This window comes from Streptomyces hebeiensis (assembly GCF_052983195.1).
Genome location: NZ_CM129812.1, coordinates 6,617,525 through 6,638,225 on the forward strand (window position 1 = coordinate 6,617,525; position 20,701 = coordinate 6,638,225).

Here is a 20,701-nt window from a genome sequence, read left to right on the forward strand (position 1 = left end):
GGTGACAAGCCTTGTCGTTCCCACGACGCGGGCAAGAAAATCAACGGCCGCAAGCGGAACCGCCAGGGTGGGGAGCCCTTGTTGCGGGGGCCGGGACCGGGTCCAGACCGTGCTCTTCGCCTACGACACCGGCCTCGTCAGCCCGCCTGGAACGGCCGGAGGACTGCGTGGGGCGCTCGGACGCTGGTTCCGGGGCCCCAGGAAGCGGGCGTTTACTCCTTCGCCACAGCAGCGCGCCCCCCGCCGCCATCAGAGCGACCACGGCGAGGGCGGGGCCGCCCAGGGTGAGGACGCGCTGGAGAGAGGTCGCGGCGGCGTACCCGACACCGGCCTCGGCCGCGGCCCACAGGCAGGCGGCGACAACGCTGTAAGGCGCGATGCGCCGGTAGGGCAGGCGGGTGGCGCCCGCGGTGTGCGGGGCGAGGGTGCGTACCACCGGCAGGAAGCGGGCCAGGAGGACCGCTCGGCCGCCGTGGCGCATCATCAGCGTCTCGGCCTGGTGCCAGGCGGCACCGGGAATGCGACGACCTACGCGGCCGCCGCGCAGCCGGTCACCGAGGTACCTGCCGGTGCGGTGGGCGAGGAAGTCACCCGCCACCACGGCGCCGGCTGCGACCCCGGTGACGAGGAGAATGTCGACGTGACCGGTACGGGCCAGCGCTCCGGCGGTCAGGAGCAGGGTGAGTGTGGGGACGAAGGCGCCCACCAGCAGAATCGACTCGGCCAGGACCGCACCGGCCACCACCGCGTACGCCGAGGCCGGCGGGAGGTGGCCGAGGATGTCGGAGAGGGCGTTCACCGCCTCGCCCCGTCGGACCGCGGCTCGGAGTGGTCCGCGGAGACGAGGGGTCGCTGCAGGTGCCAGACGCAGGCGGGGGGAAGGTTGGCCCATACCGTCCAGCGGCCCGTGGCGTAGGTGCGCTGGTAGGTGGCCATGATCTGGTCGACGGCGGCGTGGCGGCGGGCTTCGGCCCGCGATGCCGTCAGGGCGCGGGCTTTGCGGGTGCCGAGGTAGGCGAAGTAGGTCAGCGTGCCGCCGGGGTGGAGGAGTTCGATGTAGCGGGCCATGATGCGCTCGACCTGCACGGGCGTGAAGTTGGTCAGGGGCAGCCCGGAGACGATGACGTCGTACCGCTGGTCGGTGTCGAGCTGCTCGACGTAGGTCTGGTGCACGTTCACCTGCGCGGGCCTGGCTGTCAGGTGCGGGTGTGTGGTGACGAGGTGGCGCAGTCGGGCGGCGAAGCGTGGGTTGGCCTCGACGATGTCCAGGCGGCTGCCTCGGGACAGCCGCGGTATCAGGGCCCGGGTGACCGGGCCGGTGCCGGCGCCGGCTTCCAGGACTGCCAGTGGGCTGGGCGCCTGGGCCCGTACGGGGTCGGTGAGCGCGCGGGCCAGGGCCTTTCCGCTGGGGGCTATGGCACCCGTGGTGCGCAGGTCACGGGCCGCTTCGATCAGGAACATCCAGCCTTCGGCATTGCGCTGTGCCAGGACACGGTCGTGGGAGGTGGTCCAGTCGTTCATGAAATTGACGCTAGAAAGCCGCGTCCGACCTCGGATCCGCCGTTCTGCGACGGTGTCCCCCTACGAAAGTAGTGGGTGGACATCGCCGATCGGCAGACGGAAGGGAGCGGGAGTTTGCCTAGGATCGCCAAGGTGAGCAGCAGCAGGGCCCTGAAGTGGGCAGCGGCCTTCGGGCGCGTAGGACTCGTGGCGTTTCTCGCACTGGCGGCTGCGGTGAACGGAGCATCGATCAGCGGCGGTCGGCTCCTGGCCCCGGTCATCGCCTCCGTGGTGGTGTGCGCGGTGGCCCTGCTCGTGCCGCGGCTGCCATGGCCTTTCGCCCCGTTTCTGGTCACCGCGGCCACAGTGTGGTGGGGATGGCTCACGGTGCCGCTGCTGGGGATCGTCATGTTCGACCTGTCCGTGGCCCGCCGCATGCGGGTGGCAGTGGGCTGCGCCGTCGTGGCGCTGGGTGCCAATCTGCTCGGCTACCCGGCAACCCGGCTGTGGGCCGAACAGCGGTATGTGTCCGCGCTGGTCGTGCTGCTCTTCGCCGTCGTCGTCGGACTGTGGCTCGGTAACCGGCGGCGTTTGCTCCAGGCACTGGCCGCCGAAATGGAGCATCTGCGCGTCGAGGCGCGGCTGCGCGAAGAGGCCGCACGGGTCGCGGAACGGTCCCGTATCGCCGCCGAGATGCACGACGTCCTGGCCCACCGCCTGAGCCTGATCGCCCTGCACACCGGTGTCCTGGCCACCAAGAGCGACACACTGCCCGCACCCGTCGTCGAACGCCTCGGACTGCTGCGCACGACGTCCGTCGAGGCCCTCACCGATCTGCGCGACGTTCTGGGCGTGCTGTGCGACCCCGATGCCACGCCGACCAGCGCCGCTCTCACGCCGATGGTGAGGGAAGTAGGGGAACTGGTCGACGAGGCCCGCGCCGCCGGCCAGCACATCGAGCTGACCACCGACGGGCTTCCCGAGCAGGCTCCGACCACCCACCGTCTGGCCGTGTACCGCGTCGTCCAGGAAGCACTGACCAATGCCCGCAAGCACGCCGACGGTGCTCCGGTGACCGTACGCATCGACTACGGGCCGCCCGCCACACTCGTCGAGGTCACCAACCCCCCTGGCACTCCCCGCACGGACACCGTCGGCAGCCGCTACGGGCTCGTCGGTCTGCGCGAACGCGTCACCGCCCTCGGCGGGCACCTGAACTCCGGACCGGCCGGCGCGGGCGCCTGGCGGCTGGCCGCACGTATCCCCCACCCCGCCGGCATCGAACAGAACGGCACCCGCACATGATCCGAGCCATGATCGTCGACGATGACGCCCTGGTCCGCCTCGGCCTGGCCGACCTCTTGGACGGCGACCCGGGCATCGAGGTCGTCGCCCAGGCCGCTGACGGCCTGAAGGCCATCGAGCAGGCCACCGCCCACCGCATCGACGTCGCCCTGGTCGACGTACGCATGCCCCGCATGGACGGCATCACCGCCACCGCCCGCCTGCGAGCCCTCTCCCACCCGCCGAAGGTGATCACCCTGACCACCTTCGATCTCGACGAGTACGTCTACAACGCCCTCGCCGCCGGAGCCGACGGTTTCCTCCTCAAGGACACCGACCCGGCGGAAATCCTGCGCGCCATCCACTTGGTGGCCGCCGGCTCGGCCATGCTCCACCCCACCGCGGCCCGCCGCCTCATCGACCGCTACCACGCGGCCAACCAGCCCGGAGCAACCGCGGCCAAGGCCCGGCTGGACCGGCTCACCCCCCGCGAACGCGACGTGCTCACCCTGCTCGCCCAAGGCGACACCAACGCCGACATCGCCACCCGCCTCGCCATGCGCGAGAGCACCGTCAAAGCCCACGTCAGCCGCGTCCTGACCGCGCTGGAAGTCACCAACCGCGTCCAGGCCGCCCTGCTGGCCCGCGACGCCGGTCTCACCACCTGACGAGCGATGGACAGGAAACAGGGAAGGCGAGGTTCGACAGCCTCGAAGCGGTGCCCTACTCCGCCCCCGCGGCCTTCGCGGCAGCCGGCTCCGCCGGGGCCGGGACCTCCGTCGGCGCTCTGCGGGGGATGAGACTCGCCAAGGTGAACGTGAGGACACCCCGAAGAGCGGGTTGTGCCGGCAGGCGACGTCGCCTGCCCGTACAGGTTCGGCGCGGCACGGCAGTACGCGTGCCTCCTTCCCCGCGGCCGTCTCACCCGGATGTGTTCGTTTCGATGTTCGCGGTCGCCGCGTTCTTCCGGCGTCGGTTGCGGCGCCTGAGGAAGAGGGGGGCACCCACGGCGAGGGCGCCGAAGAAGACATACGGAACGTAACCCATGATGTCGACCACTCGGTGCCAGTTCTCGCCGAGCAGGTATCCGGAGCCCAGCAGTATGGCGTTCCAGATCAGGCTGCCGATCGCGGAGAGGAGCACGAACTTCGGCAGCGCCATCCGCTCGACCCCGGCCGGTATGGAGATGATGGGACGGACGACGGGCAGCATCCGGCCGAACAACACCGCCTTGGCGCCGTGCCGGGTGAACCATGCCTCGGCACGGTCGACGCTTTCCGGCTTGATGCCCGGGACCTTCACCAGCAGCGCTCGCGCGCGGTCACGGCCGAGCCGCGCGCCGAGCGTGTACTGGACGAGACTGCCCGCGACCACTCCCGCGGCGGCGCAGACGATGGCGACGCCGATGTTGATGGCGCCCTGGCTGGCGGTGTACCCGATCATTGGCAGCAGCACGTCGACGGGGAGGGCCCCGAAAGCCAGGCTGTCCAGGGCGGTGAGCACCCCGACCCCCAGCCCGCCGAGTGTGTCGATCACATCGAAGGCCCAGCCGGCCACGCCCCCTGTCGGTTCGCCGGTGGTCTGGGCGAGGTGCGGCATCATGTGTTTCCTCCGGGAGATTTCGACGGCAATATGCACGCGTGGGGCCCTTCGTCTTGGTGAGCCGTGCGGACAGCGGAGAAACCGCGTGTCGCGTACGCGCGTGTCGCCTACGGCCGATTCGGAACGGCGTCGTGCCAGGCGGCGCGGACGGCGATGACCTGCCGCCATTGCCGGACGGCCTTGGCCGGCATGCCGACCGCGAGGGCTCCGGTGATCCGGTCGCCGGAGCGGTACGCGGCCAGGAAGCGGCCCTCGGCCAAGTCCCCTTCGACGACGGCGACTTCGTCATGGCCGCGCAGGTAGCCGTACGCCTGGATCTTCATGTCGTACTGGTCGGACCAGAAGTACGGCACCGGCGTGAACGGTTTCCGTGCCCCGGGAGCGGCCAGCAGGTTGCGGGCGGCGGCCATGCCCTGCTCGGCCGCGTTGGTGCGGTGCTCGATCCGCATCGAGGTGCCGAACAGAGGGTTGTACCAGCGGGCGACGTCCCCGGCCGCGTACACGTCCGGCGCGGCCTGGCAGTACTCGTCGCAGACCACGCCGTCGTCGACCGTAAGACCGCTGCCGGCCAGCCAGTCGGTGTTCGGCAGTGAGCCGATCGCGACCAGGATCTCGTCGCCCTCGACGACCTCGCCGTCCGCCAGGCGCACCCCGTCCTCGGTCACCTCCGTGACGGTGGCCCCGCACCGCAGCTCCACGCCCCGCTCCCGGTGAGCCTGTGCCAGGGCCTGCCCCACCTCACGGCCCACCGCATGCGCCAGCGGTACCGGCGCCGGCTCCAGCAGGGTCACTTGAGCGCCCAGCTTCGACGCCACCGCCGCTGCCTCCGCCCCCAGGAATCCGGCCCCGACCACGACCAGCCGCCGTCCCGGTCCTATCCGGTCCCTCAGGGCGAGCGCGTCGTCGAGGGTGCGCAGGACATGGGCGACACGTTCGCCGGGAAGGCGCCGTGGCCGTACGCCGGTCGCGATGAGCAGCCGGTCGTACGGCGCCGTCGAGCCGTCCGCCAGCCGCACCAGACGTCCGGCGGGGTCGAGGCCGGCCGCGGCGACGCCGAGCCGCAGGTCGAGGCCGAGGGCGGCGAGGTCCTCCGGAGTCCGCAGGGCCGTCCTGTCGGCGTCCCACTGACCGGACAGGACCTGTTTGGACAGCGGCGGCCGGTCGTAGGGCGGGTGGGGTTCGTCGCCGACCAGGGTCAGGGTGCCGTCGTAGCCCTCCCGGCGCAGTGTCTCGGCCGCCGCCAGCCCGGCGGCCGAGACACCGACGACCACGATCCGTTTCACAGCTCGGCCAGGCGGATCGCCGCGGCCGGGCAGACGGCCACGGCCTCCCGCACGCTGTCGAGGAGTTCGGCCGCGGGATGCTCTTCCAGCACCACGGCGACGCCGTCCTCGTCTCGTTGGTCGAACACCTCGGGGGCGACCACTACACACTGTCCGGCCGCGACGCATTTCGGTTCGTCCAGCTCCACACGCATGGTTCTTGTCCTCGGTTCTTCAGGGGGTGGGGACTTCAGGAAGTGGTTCTTCAGGGGTGGCGGTCTCGCGGCGACCAGGCGACGGGCAGCTCGTGCACCCCGTAGACGACCATGTCGTGCCGGAAACGCACCTCTTCCAGGGGTACGGCCAGACGCAGGTCCGGCAGCCGGCGCAGCAGCGCGGGCAGGGCCTCCTGCAGTTCCACGCGGGCGAGGGACTGGCCGAGACACTGGTGGACGCCGTAGCCGAAGGCCACGTGTCCGCGGGCGTCACGGTCGAGGTCCAGGGCGTCGGCGGCCTCGAAGACAACGTCCCGGTTGGCGGAGGGCACACCGGAGACCAGCATCTCGCCCTCCCGCACAAGGTGACCGCCGACGACGATGTCCTCGGTCGCCACGCGCACGAGCATGTCCTGGGCGATCGACAGGTACCGCAGCAGTTCCTCGACGGCGCCGGCGACCACCTTCGGATCATCGGTGTCCCGGATGCGGGCGGCCTGCCCGGGGTTCTCCAGCAGGGCCAGCGTACCCAGCGCGATCATGTTGGCCGTGGTCTCATGCCCTGCGTGCAGGATGACCAAGCTGTTCATGGCCACGTCGTGATGGGTGAGCTCTCCGGTGACCACCCGCTCGGTGATCAGCCGGCTGATGAGGTCGTCCCCCGGCTCGCGCTCCTTGCGCTCCACCAGGTCCAGGAGGTAGCCGAACAGTTCACCGCTCGCCGCTTTCCTCTCCTCCTGTGGGGTTCCCTTGCGCATCAGCGTGGCGCTGCGTGTCTGGAAGAAGGTGTGGTCGTCGTAGGGCACCCCGAGCAGCAACGAGATCACCAGGGACGGGATCGGCAGGGCGTACGCGCGCACCAGGTCCGCCGGCGATCCCGCGGCGATCATCTCCTCCAGGAACCGGTTGACCAGCGACCGGACGTGCGGCCGCATCGCCTCGACCCGCTTGACCGTGAACTCGCCGGTGAGCGTGCGCCGGATGCGGGAGTGCTCGGGGTCGTCCATCCGCGGGAACGCCTGCGGCTGGCCGTGCTGCTGGGTCTCCATCAGCTGCGGGTAGCGATGTCCGTCGGCGCTGAGCCGCGAATCACCCAGGAGCTGCTTGACATCGTCGTACCGGGTGACCGCCCAGGCGATGCGGCCATTGCTCAACCGCACCTGGGTCAGCCCGTCGGCGCGCCGCCAACCTGCCTGTACGGGGGGCGGGTCGAAGGGGCAGCCCGGCGAACGGGTGCCAGGGTAGTCGGGAAGACCGGTGCCGTCGGCCGGCTGGGTCTGGTCGGTCGCCGTATTCATGGTTACTCCTGTGTGTGGGGTGACCGTGGTCCTCGTGCGCAGGGCGCCCGACGTCTGTCACCAGGCGATCGGCAGCGAGTGGACGCCGTAGACGCTCATGTCGTTGCGGAACCTGATCTCCTCCGGCGGCACCGCGAGCCGCAGGCCGGGCAGCCGGCGCAGGAGCACGGGCAGGGCGATCTCGAGTTCGGCACGGGCCAGGACCTGTCCGAGGCACTGGTGCACGCCGTGTCCGAAGGCCACGTGTCCGCGGGCGTCGCGCTCGATGTCGAGGCGGTCGGGGTCGCTGACGAAGCCGGGATCCCAGTTGGCTGCCGAGAGGTTCATGACCAGGAGGTCACCGGCGCGGACGAGCTGCCCACCGATCTCGACGTCCTCCTTGGCCACTCGGGTGACCAGGCTGTGCACGATCGTGAGGTGACGCAGGAGCTCCTCCACCGCGGCCGAGACCACCTTCGGGTCGTCCGTGTCGCGGATCCGCGCGAGCGCGTCCGGGTTCTCCAGCAGCGTGAGGGTGCCCAGCGCGATCATGTTCGCGGTGGTCTCGTGCCCGGCGTTGAGGAGGATGAAGCCGTTCACCGCCAAGGTCTCGCGGCTCAGCTGCCCTTCCTGGAGGTGCTCGTGCGCGACGCGGCTGATCAGGGCGTCGTCCGGTTCGCGTTCCTTCTTCCCGATGAGGTCGAGCAGATAGACGAAGAGCGACCCTCTGGCCTTCTGCCTCTCCTCCTCCGTGGCGGTGCGGCTCATCAGGACGGAGGTGATGTCCTGGAAGAAGGCGTGGTCGTCGTAGGGCACCCCCAACAGCATGGAGATCACCAGGGAGGGAATGGGCAGCGCGTACGCCTGGACCAGATCGGCGGGGCTGCCGGAGGCCACCATGGTGTCGATGAACTCGTTCGCCATCTCCTCGATCCGCGGGCGCATGGCCTGTACCCGCTTGACCGTGAAGTCCTTGGTCAGCATGCGGCGCAACCGAGCGTGTTCGGGGTCGTCCATCCGGGGAAACATCTGGGCGCCGGGGCCCATGCTGATCTGCTGTATCGGGACCTCTGCGCTGATCCGCGGATCCGTCATCGCGGCCGTCACGTCCTCGTACCGGCTCACGGCCCAGGCGGCGTGGCCCCTGAAGTTCACCCGGCGCAGACCATCCATCTCACGCCACTCCCGGTACTCGGGGGCGGGGGCCAGAGGGCAGCGTGCGTCTCGGTCAGCGGGGAACTCGGGAAGACCGATGGCGTCATCGGTGTCGGTCATGGTGGACATGGGACCTCCTGGAGCGTCGTGGGGGAAAGGCGCCGAGGTACTGGTGAGCGAGCCGTCGTGACTTGGAAGAACGCAGAGGCACTACGCGCGTCGTGGACCGCGCACCGCGCTCGGCGTTCGCCACTCACCGGATCACCGCGAACAGACGTACGGCAGAAAGTGGCAGCTGACCGCCAGTTCCATGGTGCACCTGATGCAAGTGGCAGTCAACCGCCTCTTTGTTACTCTGTTCTCGTGGCCACCGATCCCGAGCGACTCCTGCGGACCGACGCGGCCCGCAACGCCGAGCGAATCCTGCGCTCCGCCCGCAAAGTCTTCGCAGAGAGCGGGCCCGACGCGCAGTTGGACGAGATCGCCCAACACGCAGGGGTCGGCAGCAGAACGCTCTACCGGCGTTTTCCCAACAAGGCCGTCCTCGCGAAGGCCGCCCTGGAGCAGGGCATCGCCGAGTACATCGCTCCCGCCATCGAACAGGCGCTCCTCGATGACGACCCGCTACGCGCCCTCACCTCCGTCATCGACGCCGCCATGTCGCTGGCCGCCCGCGAGCACAACACTCTGGCCGCCGCGAGAAGGGCCGACGCCGTCATCTCGGACGCGATCGGCCCGTACTACACCTCGCTGACCCTGCTCGCCCGGCGTGCCCAGGAGGCCGGACGCATCCGCGCCGACCTCGTACCGGACGACCTGCCCAGAATCATGGCCATGCTCTTCAGTCTGCTGTGGACCATGGACCCGGCCAGCGAAGGCTGGCGCCGCTACCTCTCCCTCATCCTCGACGGCATGTCACCGGCGGCGGCGACCCCTCTTCCCGACCCCGTTCCGCTACGGCCGTCATCACGGTCGAGGAACTGGCCGGTCTGACGCGGAGGGGGCCGCCCGCGGGGAGTCCGCGACAAGCCCTGTGATCGCACGCCCCCGCACAGCTCGGCCGGGGACCGTGGTGAACCCGCCTGGCGTAAACTCCCCCGGATTCTCCCAAGGACCGATCCTGAGTGCCCGTCATCCGGGCCGAACACGTAAACAGCGAGGTGAGAGTCCCTGTGTTCACCACCCGCCCCACCCTCCAGGGCACCTTCGGCATGGTGTCCTCCACCCACTGGCTCGCTTCACAGACCGCGATGGCCGTCCTGGAGGACGGCGGCAACGCCTACGACGCGGCGGTCGCCGCCGGCTTCGTCCTGCACGTCGTCGAACCCCATCTCAACGGCCCCGCCGGCGAGGTGCCGATCATCCTCGCGCCCGCCGGGGGCGAGGTCCGAGTGCTGTGCGGCCAGGGGCCCGCCCCCGCCGGCGCCACCATCGAGCACTACCGCTCGCTCGGCCTCGAACTCGTCCCCGGCACCGGCCCGCTGGCCGCCGCCGTGCCGGGCGCCTTCGACGCCTGGATGGTGCTGCTCCGCGACCACGGCACCCGCACACCGGCCCAGGTGCTGCGGTACGCCATCGGCTACGCCGAGGGCGGCCACCCGGCCGTCGAGCGCGTCGGGCAGACCGTGGAGACCGTCCGTGAACTCTTCGAGACGGAGTGGACCTCCTCCGCCGACGTCTACCTGCCCGGCGGCGAACCCCCGGCGCCCGGCGAACTGTTCCGCAACCCCGCCCTCGCGGCGACCTGGCGCCGGCTGCTGGCCGAGGCCGAGGCGGCGGGGGACGACCGGGTGGCCCGGATCGAAGCCGCGCGCGCGGTCTGGCGCGAGGGCTTCATAGCCGAGGCGCTGCTGCGCCAGTCCGCCCGCCCCACCATGGACACCAGCGGGCGGCGCCACACCGGCACGCTCACCGCCGCCGACCTGGCCGGCTGGTCGGCCGCGTACGAGGAGCCCGCCCGGTACGAATGGGACGGCTGGACCGTGTGCAAGGCCGGCGCCTGGAGCCAGGGCCCGGCCTTCCTCCAGCAGCTCGCCCTGCTGCCGTCACGCGCCGCGGACCTGCCCGCGTACGGCTCCGCCGACTACGTCCACCTGCTGATCGAGGGCTGCAAGCTCGCCATGGCGGACCGGGAGGCGTGGTACGGGGACGCCGCCGGGACACCGCTGGCGACGCTGCTCTCGGAGCCGTACAACGCGGAGCGCCGCGCGCTCGTCGGGGAGCGGGCCTCCTACGAGCTGCGCCCCGGCAGCCCCGACGGCCGTACCCCGCTCCTCAGCGCCCACGCGCGCGCCGTCGCCACCGGCGTGCCCGGCCTCGACGCGCCCGGAGGACCGGCGGCCGGCGTCGGCGAGCCGACCGTCGCCCGGGACGGCGCCACCCGGGGCGACACCTGCCACCTCGACATCGTCGACCGCTGGGGCAACATGATCGCCGCCACGCCCAGCGGTGGCTGGCTCCAGTCGAACCCGGTGGTGCCTGAGCTGGGCTTCCCGCTCGGTACGCGGCTCCAGATGGCCTGGCTGGACCCCGGCCTGCCGAACTCCCTCACCCCGGGCCGTCGGCCCCGGACCACGCTCACCCCGTCCCTGGCGCTGCGCGACGGCGTTCCGGTAATGGCGTTCGGTACCCCGGGCGGCGACCAGCAGGACCAGTGGCAGCTGCATTTCTTCCTGTCCGTCGCCCTGCGCCCGGCCGTCCGCGGCGGCCTCGACCTCCAGGGCGCCATCGACGCGCCCAACTGGCACAACGAGTCCTTCCCCGGCTCCTTCTACCCCCGTGGCATGCGGCCGGGCAGCGTGACCGTCGAGGCCCGGATGCCCGGAGACGTCGTCGCGGAGCTGCGCCGGCGCGGCCATGAGGTGACCGTCGGCGAACCCTGGTCGGAGGGGCGGCTCTGCGCGGTGGCACGCGATCCCGGGACCGGCGTCCTGTCGGCCGCCGCGAATCCGAGGGGGATGCAGGGCTACGCGGTCGGACGCTGATCCGGCCCGGGCCGGATCAGCGATCCCCGCCCGGCGTCCCGTTCCGCACATCACCATGATTGGCTGGGGGACATGATCGATGACTCTGTGTACGGAACGATACCGCTGCCAGGTGCGGCCCACGGCCCCCGCGTCTGTGATGTCGAGGAAGCGGTCCGCGCGGCCGCCGCCGCCGAGATCATGCCGCGCCACCGGCAGCTCGCCGCGCACGAGATCATCGAGAAGAGCGGCCCGCACGACCTGGTGACCGTCGCCGACCGGCGCGCGGAGGAGCACCTCACCGCCGCCCTCACCGCGCTGCTGCCGGGCTCCCTGGTGGTGGGCGAGGAGGCGGTGCACGCGGATCCGGGGGCGTACGGCGCGCTGCGCGGCGACGCGCCCGTGTGGATCGTGGACCCGGTCGACGGCACCCGCCAGTTCGTCCGCGGCGAACCGGGCTTCTGCACGCTCGTCGCCCTCGCCCAGGGCGGTGAGCTGCTGGCCTCCTGGACGTACGCGCCGGCCCTGGACGAGATGGCCGTCGCGGTGCGCGGCCGGGGCGCCCGGCTCAACGGCGCTCCGCTGCGTTCCGGGAACCCCGAGCCCGGCGCGGTCCTCGAAGTCGCCATGTCGCACCCCGACTACACCTCCGACGCGCAGAAGCGGGCCCTGCTCGGTCTGCGCACCGAGGGCTTCGCGCCCCGCTCCTGCGGCGCGGCGGGGCTCGAGTACCTCGGGGTGGCGCGCGGACGGCTCGACGCGGTCGCCTTCAACTGGGAGCTGGCGTGGGACCACGCCGCCGGGCTGTTGCTGGTGACGGAGGCGGGCGGCACGCAGACGACGCTCACGGGCGAGCCGTACCGCATCGCGGGCGACAACGTGCTCCCGTTCACCGCGGCCAGGGACGAGGCGACGGCGAAGCGCGTCCGGGACTGCCTGCGCGCCGGAGGCGCCTGAGCGGGCGGGGCGCCTGAGCGGGCGGGGCGCCTGAGCGGGCGGAACGGGCGCACGGCCGGGGCGACGGCGGTCGGGCCGGGCGGGGCCAGGGCGTGGCGACGGCGCGGGCCGAGGTGTACCGACGGCCGGGCTGTCGGTACCCGGGAATATCCTGTGTCCCCTCGGCTGACAAAGGAGTCCGGAGGTGACGTCGATGCTCGATGCCGTCGTCGTGGGGGCGGGACCGAACGGGCTGACGGCCGCGGTGGAGCTGGCCAGGCGCGGCCTCTCCGTGGCGGTGTTCGAGGCCAAGGAGACCGTGGGCGGGGGCGCCAGGACCGAGGAGCTGACGCTGCCCGGTTTCCGGCACGACCCGTGTTCCGCGGTGCATCCGCTCGGCGCCGGTTCGCCCGTCTTCTCGACCATGCCCCTCGCCCGCTACGGACTGGACTGGGTGCACCCCGAGCTGCCGATGGCGCACCCCTTCGACGACGGCACGGCCGCCGTGCTCGCCCGGTCGGTCGGCGAGACGGCCGCGTCCTTCGGGCCGCGTGACGCGGGGGCGTACCGGCGGCTCGTCGCCCCGTTCCTCGGCAAGTGGGACACCCTCGCCCGGGACTTCATGTCCCTGCCGCTGACCGCGCTGCCCCGCGACCCGGTCACCCTCGCCCGGTTCGGACTGGCCGGGCTGCCGCCCTCGACCTGGCTCTCGTCGCGCTTCCGCGAGGAGAAGGCGAAGGCCCTGTTCGCCGGGCTCGTCGCGCATGTCATCGCCCCCTTGGGGGGCTTCGCCACCGGCGCGGTCGGGCTGATCTTCGCGCTCGCCGCGCACGCGGTCGGCTGGCCGGCGGCGCGCGGCGGCTCGCAGTCGATCTCCGACGCGCTCGCCGCCTACCTGCGCGACCTGGGCGGCACGGTCCACACCGGGTTCGAGGTCAAGCGCCTGGACGACCTGCCGCCCGCCCGGGCGTACGTCTTCGACACCGCGCCGACCGCGCTCGCCCGGATCGCCGGCCTGGGCAGGGCCTACGACGGCTACCGCTACGGCGCCGCCGTCTTCAAGATCGACTACGCCCTGGACGGGCCCGTGCCCTGGACGGCCGAGGCGCCGCGCCGGGCCGGTACGGTCCAGATCGGCCCCACCAGCCGCGACATCGGCACGGCGCTGCGCGCGGTCACGGCGGGCCGTACGCCCACGCCACCGTTCCTGATCACCGCCCAGCCCAGCCTGGCCGACCCTTCCCGCGCCCCCGGCGACCGGCAGGTCTTCTGGGCGTACGGCCACGTTCCGCACGGCTGGCGGGGCGACTTCACGGACTCGGTCGAGCGCCAGATCGAGCGCTTCGCGCCCGGGTTCCGCGACCGGGTGCTGGCCCGCGCCACGGCCGGCCCGCCCCAACTCGCCGAGCGCAACGCCAACTACGTGGGCGGGGACATCGCCTGCGGCGCGGCCTCCGGCCTCCAGCTCCTGGTCCGCTCCAAGCTGTCCCTGTCCCCGTACACCACGCCCCACCCGGCCGTCTTCCTCTGCTCCTCCGCGACCCCGCCGGGCCCCGGCGTGCACGGCATGTCGGGCCACAACGCGGCGAAGGCGGTCTGGCGACGGCTCCGCGCGAGCTGAGCCGGCCGTCCGAGGGGTGTGGGGCGGGAACGGCACGGCAGCGCGCCGTCCCGGCCTCGTTCGGCCTCGGCCGCTTGGCCGTGCACCGCCTGTATACTCATTGCATGCAATCGTGGGGGCAGTCGTGACGTCGGGCCGGGAGAAGGCGTACGCGTTCCTCAAGGAGAACGTCCTCACCGACCCCGATCTACAGGGCGGTTTCCTCTCCGAGCAGGAGATCGCGGACCGTATCGGGGTCTCCCGCACCCCCATCCGCGAGGCGCTGCTGCTGCTCGCCGCGGAAGATCTGGTACGGCTCGTTCCCAAGCGCGGGGCGCAGATCGTCCCCCTGTCGGGGCGGGAGATCACCGAGCTGATGGAGCTGCGCGGCATCGTCGAGCGGTACGCGGCCGAGCAGTTGGTCCCGGGCGGCCAAGCTCCCGTGGCCGAGCTGACCGAACTGCTGGAGCGTCAGCGTGTGCTCAGCGGGCCCGAGCACGCCAAGGAGTTCATCGCCGTGGACCACCTCTTCCACGCGACGATGGTCTCGGCGGTGGGGAACGCGCTGCTCAGCAAGCATTACGACGGGCTGCGCAGCCGGCAGATCCGTGCCGGGGTGGTGGCGCTGTACAACCAGCGGGGCCGGCAGGAGGCCGTGCTCACCGAGCACCGGGCGATCCTGGCCGCGATCGCCGCGGGCGACGCGGCGGCGGCGTGCGCCGCGATCGACGGCCATCTGGATTCCACGCTCAAGGTGCTGCTGGCGGGCTGAGCAGTCCTTTCACTATGAGCGTCCGAGCAGGGCGCGTGGTCTGGTCCCGTGCCGCCGGGACGCGCCCGCCGGTGTCCGGGGCGCGCCCGCCGGTGTCCGGGGCGCGCGCTCCCGTGTCGTGCGCGGATCCCGGGGGCGGGCCGGGGCGGTTCCCGCGCGGACGGCAGACGGATCCGGTGGCCCCGGCGGCGTACCAGACGGCCCGTCGGGTTCCTGATCGGCGGGCGGCCCGGCGGCCCGGCGCACCGCTCCGACGAGCGTGGGACCGAGCGGGCGAGCGCGACGGAGACGGCCGCACGGCCGGCCGCCCCCGGCCCGGCCGCCGGGATCGGCTGCCCCGGCCGGGCCGAGGCCCGCGGCCGGGTCGCCCGGGCAGGGCGGGACCAGGGGGGCCGGCCGACCCTCACGACCCCGCCGGCCGGTCCGTCAGCCGTGCCGCTCCGCCGGTTCCGCGCGGGCCGTTCCCTCGATGACGGCCGGCCGGCGGTTGGCCAGCACCGGCACCGCCCGGCGGACCGAGGCGACCTCGTCCGCGTCGATCTCGCCGAGCAGCAGCCCGGGGCCCTCGTCGAGCCGCTCCCGTACCGTGCCGTCGGGGCCGATGAGCTCGCTGTGGCCGATCCCGGTGGGTGCCTTCGAGGGCACGGCGATGCCCGACGCCGCCGGGTCGGCCTGACCCACGGCGGCCAGCCAGACGGTGGCGTCCAGCGCCCGGGCCCGGGTCAGCAGCTCCCACTGCTCGCGCTTGCCGGGGCCCGCGCCCCAGGACGCCGGGAGCAGGGACGCGACGGCGCCGGCGTCGGCGTGCGCCCGGAAGAGCTCGGGGAAGCGGACGTCGTAGCAGGTGGCGAGGCCGAGCCGGAGGCCGTCCACATCGATGGTGACGACCCGGGAGCCGGGTGCGACGGTGTTCGACTCGGCGAATCCGAAGGCGTCGTACAGATGGATCTTGTCGTAGGACGCCTCCACTCCGGGGCCCGTGGCCAGCAGGGTGTTGGTCACCTTCCCGTCCGGTGCGGGGGTGAACATGCCCGCGACCACGACCAGGCCGCTCTCCTCGGCGATCCGGCGGACCGCCGTGGCCCAGGGGCCGTCGAGGGGCTCGGCCACGGGCGCCAGGGACGTCCCGAACCAGGCCATCGTGGCCTCGGGAAAGACGACGACGCGGGCGCCGGCCGCGGCGGCGCGCCGGGTCTGTTCGGCGACCAGCTCCAGGTTCTCCTCGGGGCGGGGGCCTGTGGTGAGCTGGCTCAGCGCGATGCGCATGGGGTTCCTCTCTCGTACGGGGCGGGTGCGGACGCGAGGTGCGGTGGTGCCCGTACGGCGGGTACGGGGGTCGGGGCCGGGCGGCCCCGGACATCGCCCGGCCGGGCTCGACCGGGGTCGGCCGGACCCAGCCGGACCAGTGGGACTCGGCCGGGCTCAGCCCGCCCGGGACGGGTGCGGCGCCTCGGCCCGGTGGCCCGACGCTTCCTCCTCCTCGTCCTCCTCACCGGCGGGTGCCGCGTCCCGGCCCAGGCACAGCCCGAGGACCGTGACCACGGCCGTCACCGCGATGTAGAGGGCCAGCGGGAGCCAGCTGTCGTACGCGTCCAGCAGGGCCGTGAACAGCAGCGGCGCCACGGCTCCGCCGATCACCCCGGCCAGGGTGTACGCGAGCGAGGAGCCGGTGTACCGCAGCCGCGGGGAGAACTGCTCGGCGATGAAGGCCGCCTGCGGCCCGTACATCAGTGAGTGGATCGCCAGTGCCACCACGACACCGAGCGCGAGGAGGGGCCAGCTCCCGCCGTTCACCATGGGGAAGAACACGAACGGCCACACCCCGGCCGCCACGGCGGAACAGCCGTACAGCAGACGCCGGTTGACCCGGTCGGAGAGGGCTCCGGCCAGCGGGATCAGGAACACCTGGAGCGAGGAGCCGATGAGGACGGCGGCCAGGGCCGAGCCCCGGGACATGCCCAGCTCGCCGGTCGCGTAGGTCAGGACGAAGACGGTGAAGAGCGCGTACAGCACGTCCGGCGCGACCCGGCTCAGGATCGCGGCGATCAGCCTGCGCGGCTGGGTGGTCAGCACCTCCCGGATCGGGGCCTCGGGGCGGGTCCTGCTCGCCTCCATGGCCTGGAAGACGGGGGTCTCCTCCAGCTTGGTGCGGATCCACAGACCGAAGACGACCAGCACACCGGAGAGCAGGAAGGCCACGCGCCAGCCCCAGGACTCGAACTGGCTCTCCGTCAGCAGCGCGCCGAGCGCCGCCAGCACGCCGTTGGCCATCAGGTTGCCGGCGGGCGGACCGACCTGCGCGGCGGACGCGTAGAAGCCGCGCTTGCGCGGATCGCCGAACTCGCTCGACAGCAGGACCGCGCCGCCCCACTCGCCGCCGACGCCGACGCCCTGCGCGAAGCGCAGCAGGACGAGGATGACGGGCGCGGTCACGCCCATCGTGGCGTACGACGGGAGCAGGCCGATGAGCAGCGTCGCGGCCCCGATCAGGACCAGGGTGGCGATGAGGACCTTCTTGCGGCCGATCTTGTCCCCGAGCCGGCCGAAGACGAACCCGCCCAGCGGCCGGGAGACGTAGCCGACCGCGTACGTCGAGAACGCGAGCAGTGTGCCGGTGGCGGGGTCCTCGGCGGGGAAGAAGACCTTGCCGAAGACCAGCGCGGCGGCGGCGGAGTAGATCGCGAAGTCGTACCACTCCAATGCGGTCCCGGTGAGGCTGGCGAAGAAGGCGCGGCGGACAGCGGAGGCCCCGGGCGGGGCCTGGTCCGTGCGCGGGGTGGTGTGGTTCACGACTTCCGACCTCCGGTTGAGGGCACACGATCGAGTCTGCACGATCGACCTTTCGGCATACTTCTTGTATACAGGTCGTATGCGCAACCCTTCCGCGCAAAGTTAACCTCCTTGATACCGCGACCGATGTGGAGAGACCCCGTGGCGCTGCTGACCTTCGAACTGCCCGACGGAACCACCAGGGACGTCGATGTCGTCCAGGTGCTCAACGCCGGCTACGCCGGCCGCAGCCAGGCCGATGTCGCCGCGCACGTGGCGGAGCTGGCCGAGCTGGGCGTGCCCGCGCCGTCCGTGACCCCCGCCCTCTACCCCGTCTCGCCCTACCTCGCGCAGCACACCGAGAGGGTCAGCGTCCAGCACGGCCGGACCTCGGGCGAGGCCGAGTGGGCCCTGGTGGTCGACGGGGACGGCGAACTGCTGCTGACGGCCGCCTGTGACCACACCGACCGCGAGCTGGAGGTGCACGGGGTGGCGTGGAGCAAGAACGCGAGCCCCGACGTCCTGGCCCGCCGCGCCTGGCGCCTCGGCGACGTGCAGGACCGGCTCGACGCGCTCACGCTCAAGGCGTGGGTGGGCCACGAGGGCCGGGAGACCCTCATCCAGGACGGCACCCTGGCCGAGCTGCTGACCCCCGCCTACTGGGCCGAGGTGCTGCGCGAGCGCGGCGATCTGCTGCCGGGCACGGTCCTGATCTCCGGCACCATCCCGATGGCCGAGGGCGTGGACCAGTTCGCCGACCGCTGGCGCGTCGAGCTGGGCGATCCGGCCACGGGCGACACCATCGCTCTCGCCTACGACGTGGTGCGGATGCCGGAGCCCATCGGCTGAGCGGCCTCGGGCTCGTCCCGGACGTACGGAACCGCCCTGACCGGTGTGACTCCGGTCGGGGCGGTTCGGTTGGTGCGGGTGCGGGTGCGGGTGCGGGTGCGGGTGCGGGTGCGGGTGCGGGTGCGGTCAAGGCCGGGGCGCCCGGGGGCCGCCGGGCGCCCCGGGGGACCGGCTGTCCCACTCGCAAGCGCCCGAGCGGGGCAGCCGGTCCTGTCGCCGCGGCCTACGGCGACCTGCCGCGACGGCCGCGACCCGGCGGGTCAGCCGGCGAGCGCGGCCAGCGCCTGGTTCAGTGTCGCCGACGGACGCATCACGTCCGACGCCTTCGCCGGGTCCGGGTGGTAGTAGCCGCCGATCTCGACCGGCGAGCCCTGCACCGCGAGCAGCTCCTCGATGATCGTCCCCTCCTGCTCGGTCAGCGTCTTGGCCAGCCCGGCGAACGCCTCGGCGAGCCGCGCGTCGTCGGTCTGCTTCGCCAGCTCCTGCGCCCAGTACAGGGCCAGGTAGAAGTGGCTGCCACGGTTGTCGATGCCACCCACGCGGCGGCTCGGAGACTTGTCCTGGTCCAGGAACGTGGCGGTCGCGCGGTCCAGCGTGTCGGCCAGCACCTGGGCGCGGGCGTTGCCGGTGGTCTGCGCCAGGTGCTCGAAGCTGACCGCCAGGGCCAGGAACTCGCCCAAGCTGTCCCAGCGCAGGTAGTTCTCCTTCACCAGCTGCTGGACATGCTTGGGCGCGGACCCGCCGGCACCCGTCTCGAACAGCCCGCCGCCGTTCATGAGCGGTACGACGGACAGCATCTTCGCGCTGGTGCCCAGCTCCAGGATCGGGAACAGGTCCGTCAGGTAGTCACGCAGCACGTTGCCGGTGACGGAGATCGTGTTCTCGCCCCGGCGGATGCGCTCCAGGGAGAAGGCGATCGCGTCGACCGGCGACATGATCTCGATCCGCAGGCCCTCGGTGTCGTGCTCGGGCAGGTACGCCTTGACCTTCTCGATCAGCTTCGCGTCGTGCGCGCGCCCCTCGTCCAGCCAGAACACCGCCGGGTCGCCGGTCGCGCGGGCGCGCGTGACGGCCAGCTTCACCCAGTCCTTGATCGGCAGGTCCTTGGTCTGGCACATGCGCCAGATGTCGCCCGCGCTCACGGTGTGCTCGAGGACGGCCTCGCCCTTGGCGTCGACCACCCGCACCGTGCCGGTGGTGGGGATCTCGAAGGTCTTGTCGTGGCTGCCGTACTCCTCGGCCTTCTGTGCCATCAGGCCGACGTTGGGCACCGAGCCCATCGTCGCCGGGTCGAAGGCGCCGTTGGCGCGGCAGTCGTCGATCACGACCTGGTAGATCCCGGCGTAGCTGCTGTCCGGGATCACGGCGAGGGTGTCGGCCTCCTGGCCGTCCGGGCCCCACATGTGGCCGGCGGTACGGATCATGGCCGGCATCGAGGCGTCCACGATGACATCGCTCGGCACGTGCAGGTTGGTGATGCCGCGGTCGGAGTCGACCATCGCCAGCTCAGGGCCCTCGGCGAGCTCGGCGTCGAAGGACTCCTTGATCTTCGCGCCGTCGGGCAGCGACTCCAGGCCCTTGAAGATGCCGCCGAGCCCGTCGTTCGGGGTCAGGCCGGCCGCGGCCAGGGCCTCGCCGTACGCCGCGAACGTCTTCGGGAAGAACGCCCGTACGACATGGCCGAAGATGATCGGGTCGGAGACCTTCATCATCGTCGCCTTCAGGTGCACCGAGAACAGCACGCCCTCGGCCTTGGCGCGGGCGATCTGCGCCTTGAGGAACTCGCGCAGCACCGCCACCCGCAGCACGGACGCGTCGACGACCTCGCCCGCCAGCACCGGCACCGACTCGCGCAGGACGGTGGTGGTGCCGTCGTCACCGGCCAGCTCGATGCGGAGCGAGCCCTCCTCGGCGATGACCGCGGACTTCTCACTGGAGCGGAAGTCGTCGGCGTCCATGTGCGCGACGTTCGTCTTCGAGTCGGCCGACCAGGCGCCCATCCGGTGCGGGTGCGCCTTGGCGTAGTTCTTCACCGAGGCGGGGGCGCGGCGGTCGGAGTTGCCCTCGCGCAGCACCGGGTTGACCGCGCTGCCCTTGACCTTGTCGTACCGCGCGCGGACGTCCTTCTCCTCGTCGGTCCGCGGGTCGTCCGGGTAGTCCGGCAGCGCGTAGCCCTGCGCCTGGAGCTCGGTGATGGCGGCCTTGAGCTGCGGGATCGACGCCGAGATGTTCGGCAGCTTGATGATGTTCGCACCGGGCGTCCTGGCCAGCTCGCCCAGTTCCGCGAGGGCGTCGTCGATCCGCTGGCCCTCCTCGAGGTACTCGGGGAAGCCGGCGATGATCCGCCCGGCCAGCGAGATGTCCCGGCTCTCCACGGCGACACCGGCGGTCGAGGCGTACGCCTCGATCACGGGCAGGAACGAATACGTCGCCAGGGCCGGGGCCTCGTCGGTGTGCGTATAGATGATGGTCGAGTCAGTCACCGGGTGCTCCGCTCCACGTCTGCAACATTGCTCG

18 protein-coding genes are annotated in these 20,701 nt (G+C 72.1%); 8 read left to right on the top strand and 10 right to left on the bottom strand.

Annotation, left to right across the window (positions count from 1 at the left end; genetic code table 11):
• Positions 1-40: 40 nt before the first annotated feature.
• Complete coding sequence (locus ACU6P3_RS28375) at positions 41-799, bottom strand: DedA family protein (protein ID WP_447194710.1); 759 nt, start codon at positions 797-799, stop codon at positions 41-43.
• On the bottom strand, positions 796-1,521 hold the full coding sequence (locus ACU6P3_RS28380) for a class I SAM-dependent methyltransferase (RefSeq protein WP_447194711.1): 726 nt from the start codon (positions 1,519-1,521) through the stop codon (positions 796-798). Before ACU6P3_RS28380 ends, ACU6P3_RS28375 begins: the two co-directional genes overlap by 4 nt.
• 132 nt (positions 1,522-1,653) lie before the next feature.
• Between ACU6P3_RS28380 and ACU6P3_RS28385 the strand changes: the two genes are divergently transcribed.
• Positions 1,654-2,805, top strand: a complete 1,152-nt coding sequence (locus ACU6P3_RS28385; RefSeq protein ID WP_447194712.1) for a sensor histidine kinase — start codon at positions 1,654-1,656, stop codon at positions 2,803-2,805.
• Entirely contained in the window at positions 2,802-3,452 is a 651-nt protein-coding gene (locus ACU6P3_RS28390; RefSeq protein WP_447194713.1) for a response regulator, read from the top strand. The genes ACU6P3_RS28385 and ACU6P3_RS28390 overlap by 4 nt, the downstream gene beginning before the upstream one ends.
• A 253-nt stretch (positions 3,453-3,705) precedes the next feature.
• On the opposite strand, the gene ACU6P3_RS28395 is transcribed toward ACU6P3_RS28390, so the two are convergent.
• From ACU6P3_RS28395 to ACU6P3_RS28415, 5 genes are all read right to left on the bottom strand, one after another.
• Positions 3,706-4,386 carry a DedA family protein gene (locus tag ACU6P3_RS28395; RefSeq protein ID WP_447194714.1) on the bottom strand — a complete coding sequence of 227 codons (681 nt, stop codon included), beginning with the start codon at positions 4,384-4,386 and terminating at the stop codon, positions 3,706-3,708.
• A 107-nt stretch (positions 4,387-4,493) separates the two neighbouring features.
• Positions 4,494-5,669 (bottom strand): NAD(P)/FAD-dependent oxidoreductase, encoded by a 1,176-nt coding sequence (locus tag ACU6P3_RS28400; RefSeq protein ID WP_447194715.1) that lies wholly within the window; start codon positions 5,667-5,669, stop codon positions 4,494-4,496.
• Positions 5,666-5,863, bottom strand: coding sequence for a ferredoxin (locus ACU6P3_RS28405; RefSeq protein WP_030355372.1), 198 nt, complete (start codon positions 5,861-5,863; stop codon positions 5,666-5,668). Before ACU6P3_RS28405 ends, ACU6P3_RS28400 begins: the two co-directional genes overlap by 4 nt.
• A 50-nt stretch (positions 5,864-5,913) precedes the next feature.
• The gene (locus ACU6P3_RS28410) at positions 5,914-7,161 is read right to left on the bottom strand and encodes a cytochrome P450 (RefSeq protein WP_447194716.1); all 1,248 of its coding nucleotides are present in this window, start codon (positions 7,159-7,161) and stop codon (positions 5,914-5,916) included.
• A gap of 57 nt (positions 7,162-7,218) precedes the next feature.
• Positions 7,219-8,424, bottom strand: coding sequence for a cytochrome P450 (locus ACU6P3_RS28415; protein WP_447194717.1), 1,206 nt, complete (start codon positions 8,422-8,424; stop codon positions 7,219-7,221).
• Positions 8,425-8,658: 234 nt separating this feature from the next.
• Here ACU6P3_RS28415 and ACU6P3_RS28420 point away from each other — a divergent pair, with 234 nt between their 5' ends.
• The 5 genes from ACU6P3_RS28420 to ACU6P3_RS28440 all read left to right on the top strand — a co-directional run bounded on the left by ACU6P3_RS28420 (position 8,659) and on the right by ACU6P3_RS28440 (position 14,566).
• On the top strand, positions 8,659-9,288 hold the full coding sequence (locus ACU6P3_RS28420) for a TetR/AcrR family transcriptional regulator (protein ID WP_447194718.1): 630 nt from the start codon (positions 8,659-8,661) through the stop codon (positions 9,286-9,288).
• A 179-nt stretch (positions 9,289-9,467) separates the two neighbouring features.
• Positions 9,468-11,279 carry a gamma-glutamyltransferase family protein gene (locus ACU6P3_RS28425; RefSeq protein WP_447194719.1) on the top strand — a complete coding sequence of 604 codons (1,812 nt, stop codon included), beginning with the start codon at positions 9,468-9,470 and terminating at the stop codon, positions 11,277-11,279.
• A 72-nt stretch (positions 11,280-11,351) separates the two neighbouring features.
• Positions 11,352-12,215: an inositol monophosphatase family protein gene (locus ACU6P3_RS28430; protein ID WP_447194720.1), complete on the top strand. Its 864-nt coding sequence runs from the start codon at positions 11,352-11,354 to the stop codon at positions 12,213-12,215.
• Between the two features lie 184 nt (positions 12,216-12,399).
• Entirely contained in the window at positions 12,400-13,815 is a 1,416-nt protein-coding gene (locus ACU6P3_RS28435; RefSeq protein ID WP_447194721.1) for a phytoene desaturase family protein, read from the top strand.
• Positions 13,816-13,939: 124 nt separating this feature from the next.
• Complete coding sequence (locus tag ACU6P3_RS28440) at positions 13,940-14,566, top strand: GntR family transcriptional regulator (protein WP_447198100.1); 627 nt, start codon at positions 13,940-13,942, stop codon at positions 14,564-14,566.
• Between the two features lie 426 nt (positions 14,567-14,992).
• Here ACU6P3_RS28440 and ACU6P3_RS28445 read toward each other — a convergent pair whose 3' ends face one another.
• Both ACU6P3_RS28445 and ACU6P3_RS28450 read right to left on the bottom strand, forming a co-directional pair.
• Entirely contained in the window at positions 14,993-15,832 is an 840-nt protein-coding gene (locus ACU6P3_RS28445) for a carbon-nitrogen hydrolase family protein (protein ID WP_447194722.1), read from the bottom strand.
• Between the two features lie 156 nt (positions 15,833-15,988).
• Positions 15,989-17,356: an MFS transporter gene (locus ACU6P3_RS28450; protein ID WP_447194723.1), complete on the bottom strand. Its 1,368-nt coding sequence runs from the start codon at positions 17,354-17,356 to the stop codon at positions 15,989-15,991.
• Positions 17,357-17,497: 141 nt separating this feature from the next.
• Here ACU6P3_RS28450 and ACU6P3_RS28455 point away from each other — a divergent pair, with 141 nt between their 5' ends.
• Positions 17,498-18,184: a DUF2848 domain-containing protein gene (locus tag ACU6P3_RS28455; RefSeq protein WP_199814080.1), complete on the top strand. Its 687-nt coding sequence runs from the start codon at positions 17,498-17,500 to the stop codon at positions 18,182-18,184.
• A gap of 260 nt (positions 18,185-18,444) precedes the next feature.
• Here the strand turns inward: ACU6P3_RS28455 and ACU6P3_RS28460 are convergent, their stop codons facing one another.
• Positions 18,445-20,667 carry an NADP-dependent isocitrate dehydrogenase gene (locus tag ACU6P3_RS28460; RefSeq protein WP_447194724.1) on the bottom strand — a complete coding sequence of 741 codons (2,223 nt, stop codon included), beginning with the start codon at positions 20,665-20,667 and terminating at the stop codon, positions 18,445-18,447.
• Positions 20,668-20,701: the final 34 nt, after the last annotated feature.

Excerpts from the sequence above, each read along its gene's own strand:
- ACU6P3_RS28380 (WP_447194711.1), bottom strand. The coding sequence starts at position 1,521 with ATGAACGACTGGACCACCTCCCACGACCGTGTCCTGGCACAGCGCAAT.
- ACU6P3_RS28390 (WP_447194713.1), top strand. The coding sequence starts at position 2,802 with ATGATCCGAGCCATGATCGTCGACGATGACGCCCTGGTCCGCCTCGGC.
- ACU6P3_RS28395 (WP_447194714.1), bottom strand. The coding sequence starts at position 4,386 with ATGATGCCGCACCTCGCCCAGACCACCGGCGAACCGACAGGGGGCGTG.
- ACU6P3_RS28405 (WP_030355372.1), bottom strand. The coding sequence starts at position 5,863 with ATGCGTGTGGAGCTGGACGAACCGAAATGCGTCGCGGCCGGACAGTGT.
- ACU6P3_RS28410 (WP_447194716.1), bottom strand. The coding sequence starts at position 7,161 with ATGAATACGGCGACCGACCAGACCCAGCCGGCCGACGGCACCGGTCTT.
- ACU6P3_RS28415 (WP_447194717.1), bottom strand. The coding sequence starts at position 8,424 with ATGTCCACCATGACCGACACCGATGACGCCATCGGTCTTCCCGAGTTC.
- ACU6P3_RS28430 (WP_447194720.1), top strand. The coding sequence starts at position 11,352 with ATGATCGATGACTCTGTGTACGGAACGATACCGCTGCCAGGTGCGGCC.
- ACU6P3_RS28445 (WP_447194722.1), bottom strand. The coding sequence starts at position 15,832 with ATGCGCATCGCGCTGAGCCAGCTCACCACAGGCCCCCGCCCCGAGGAG.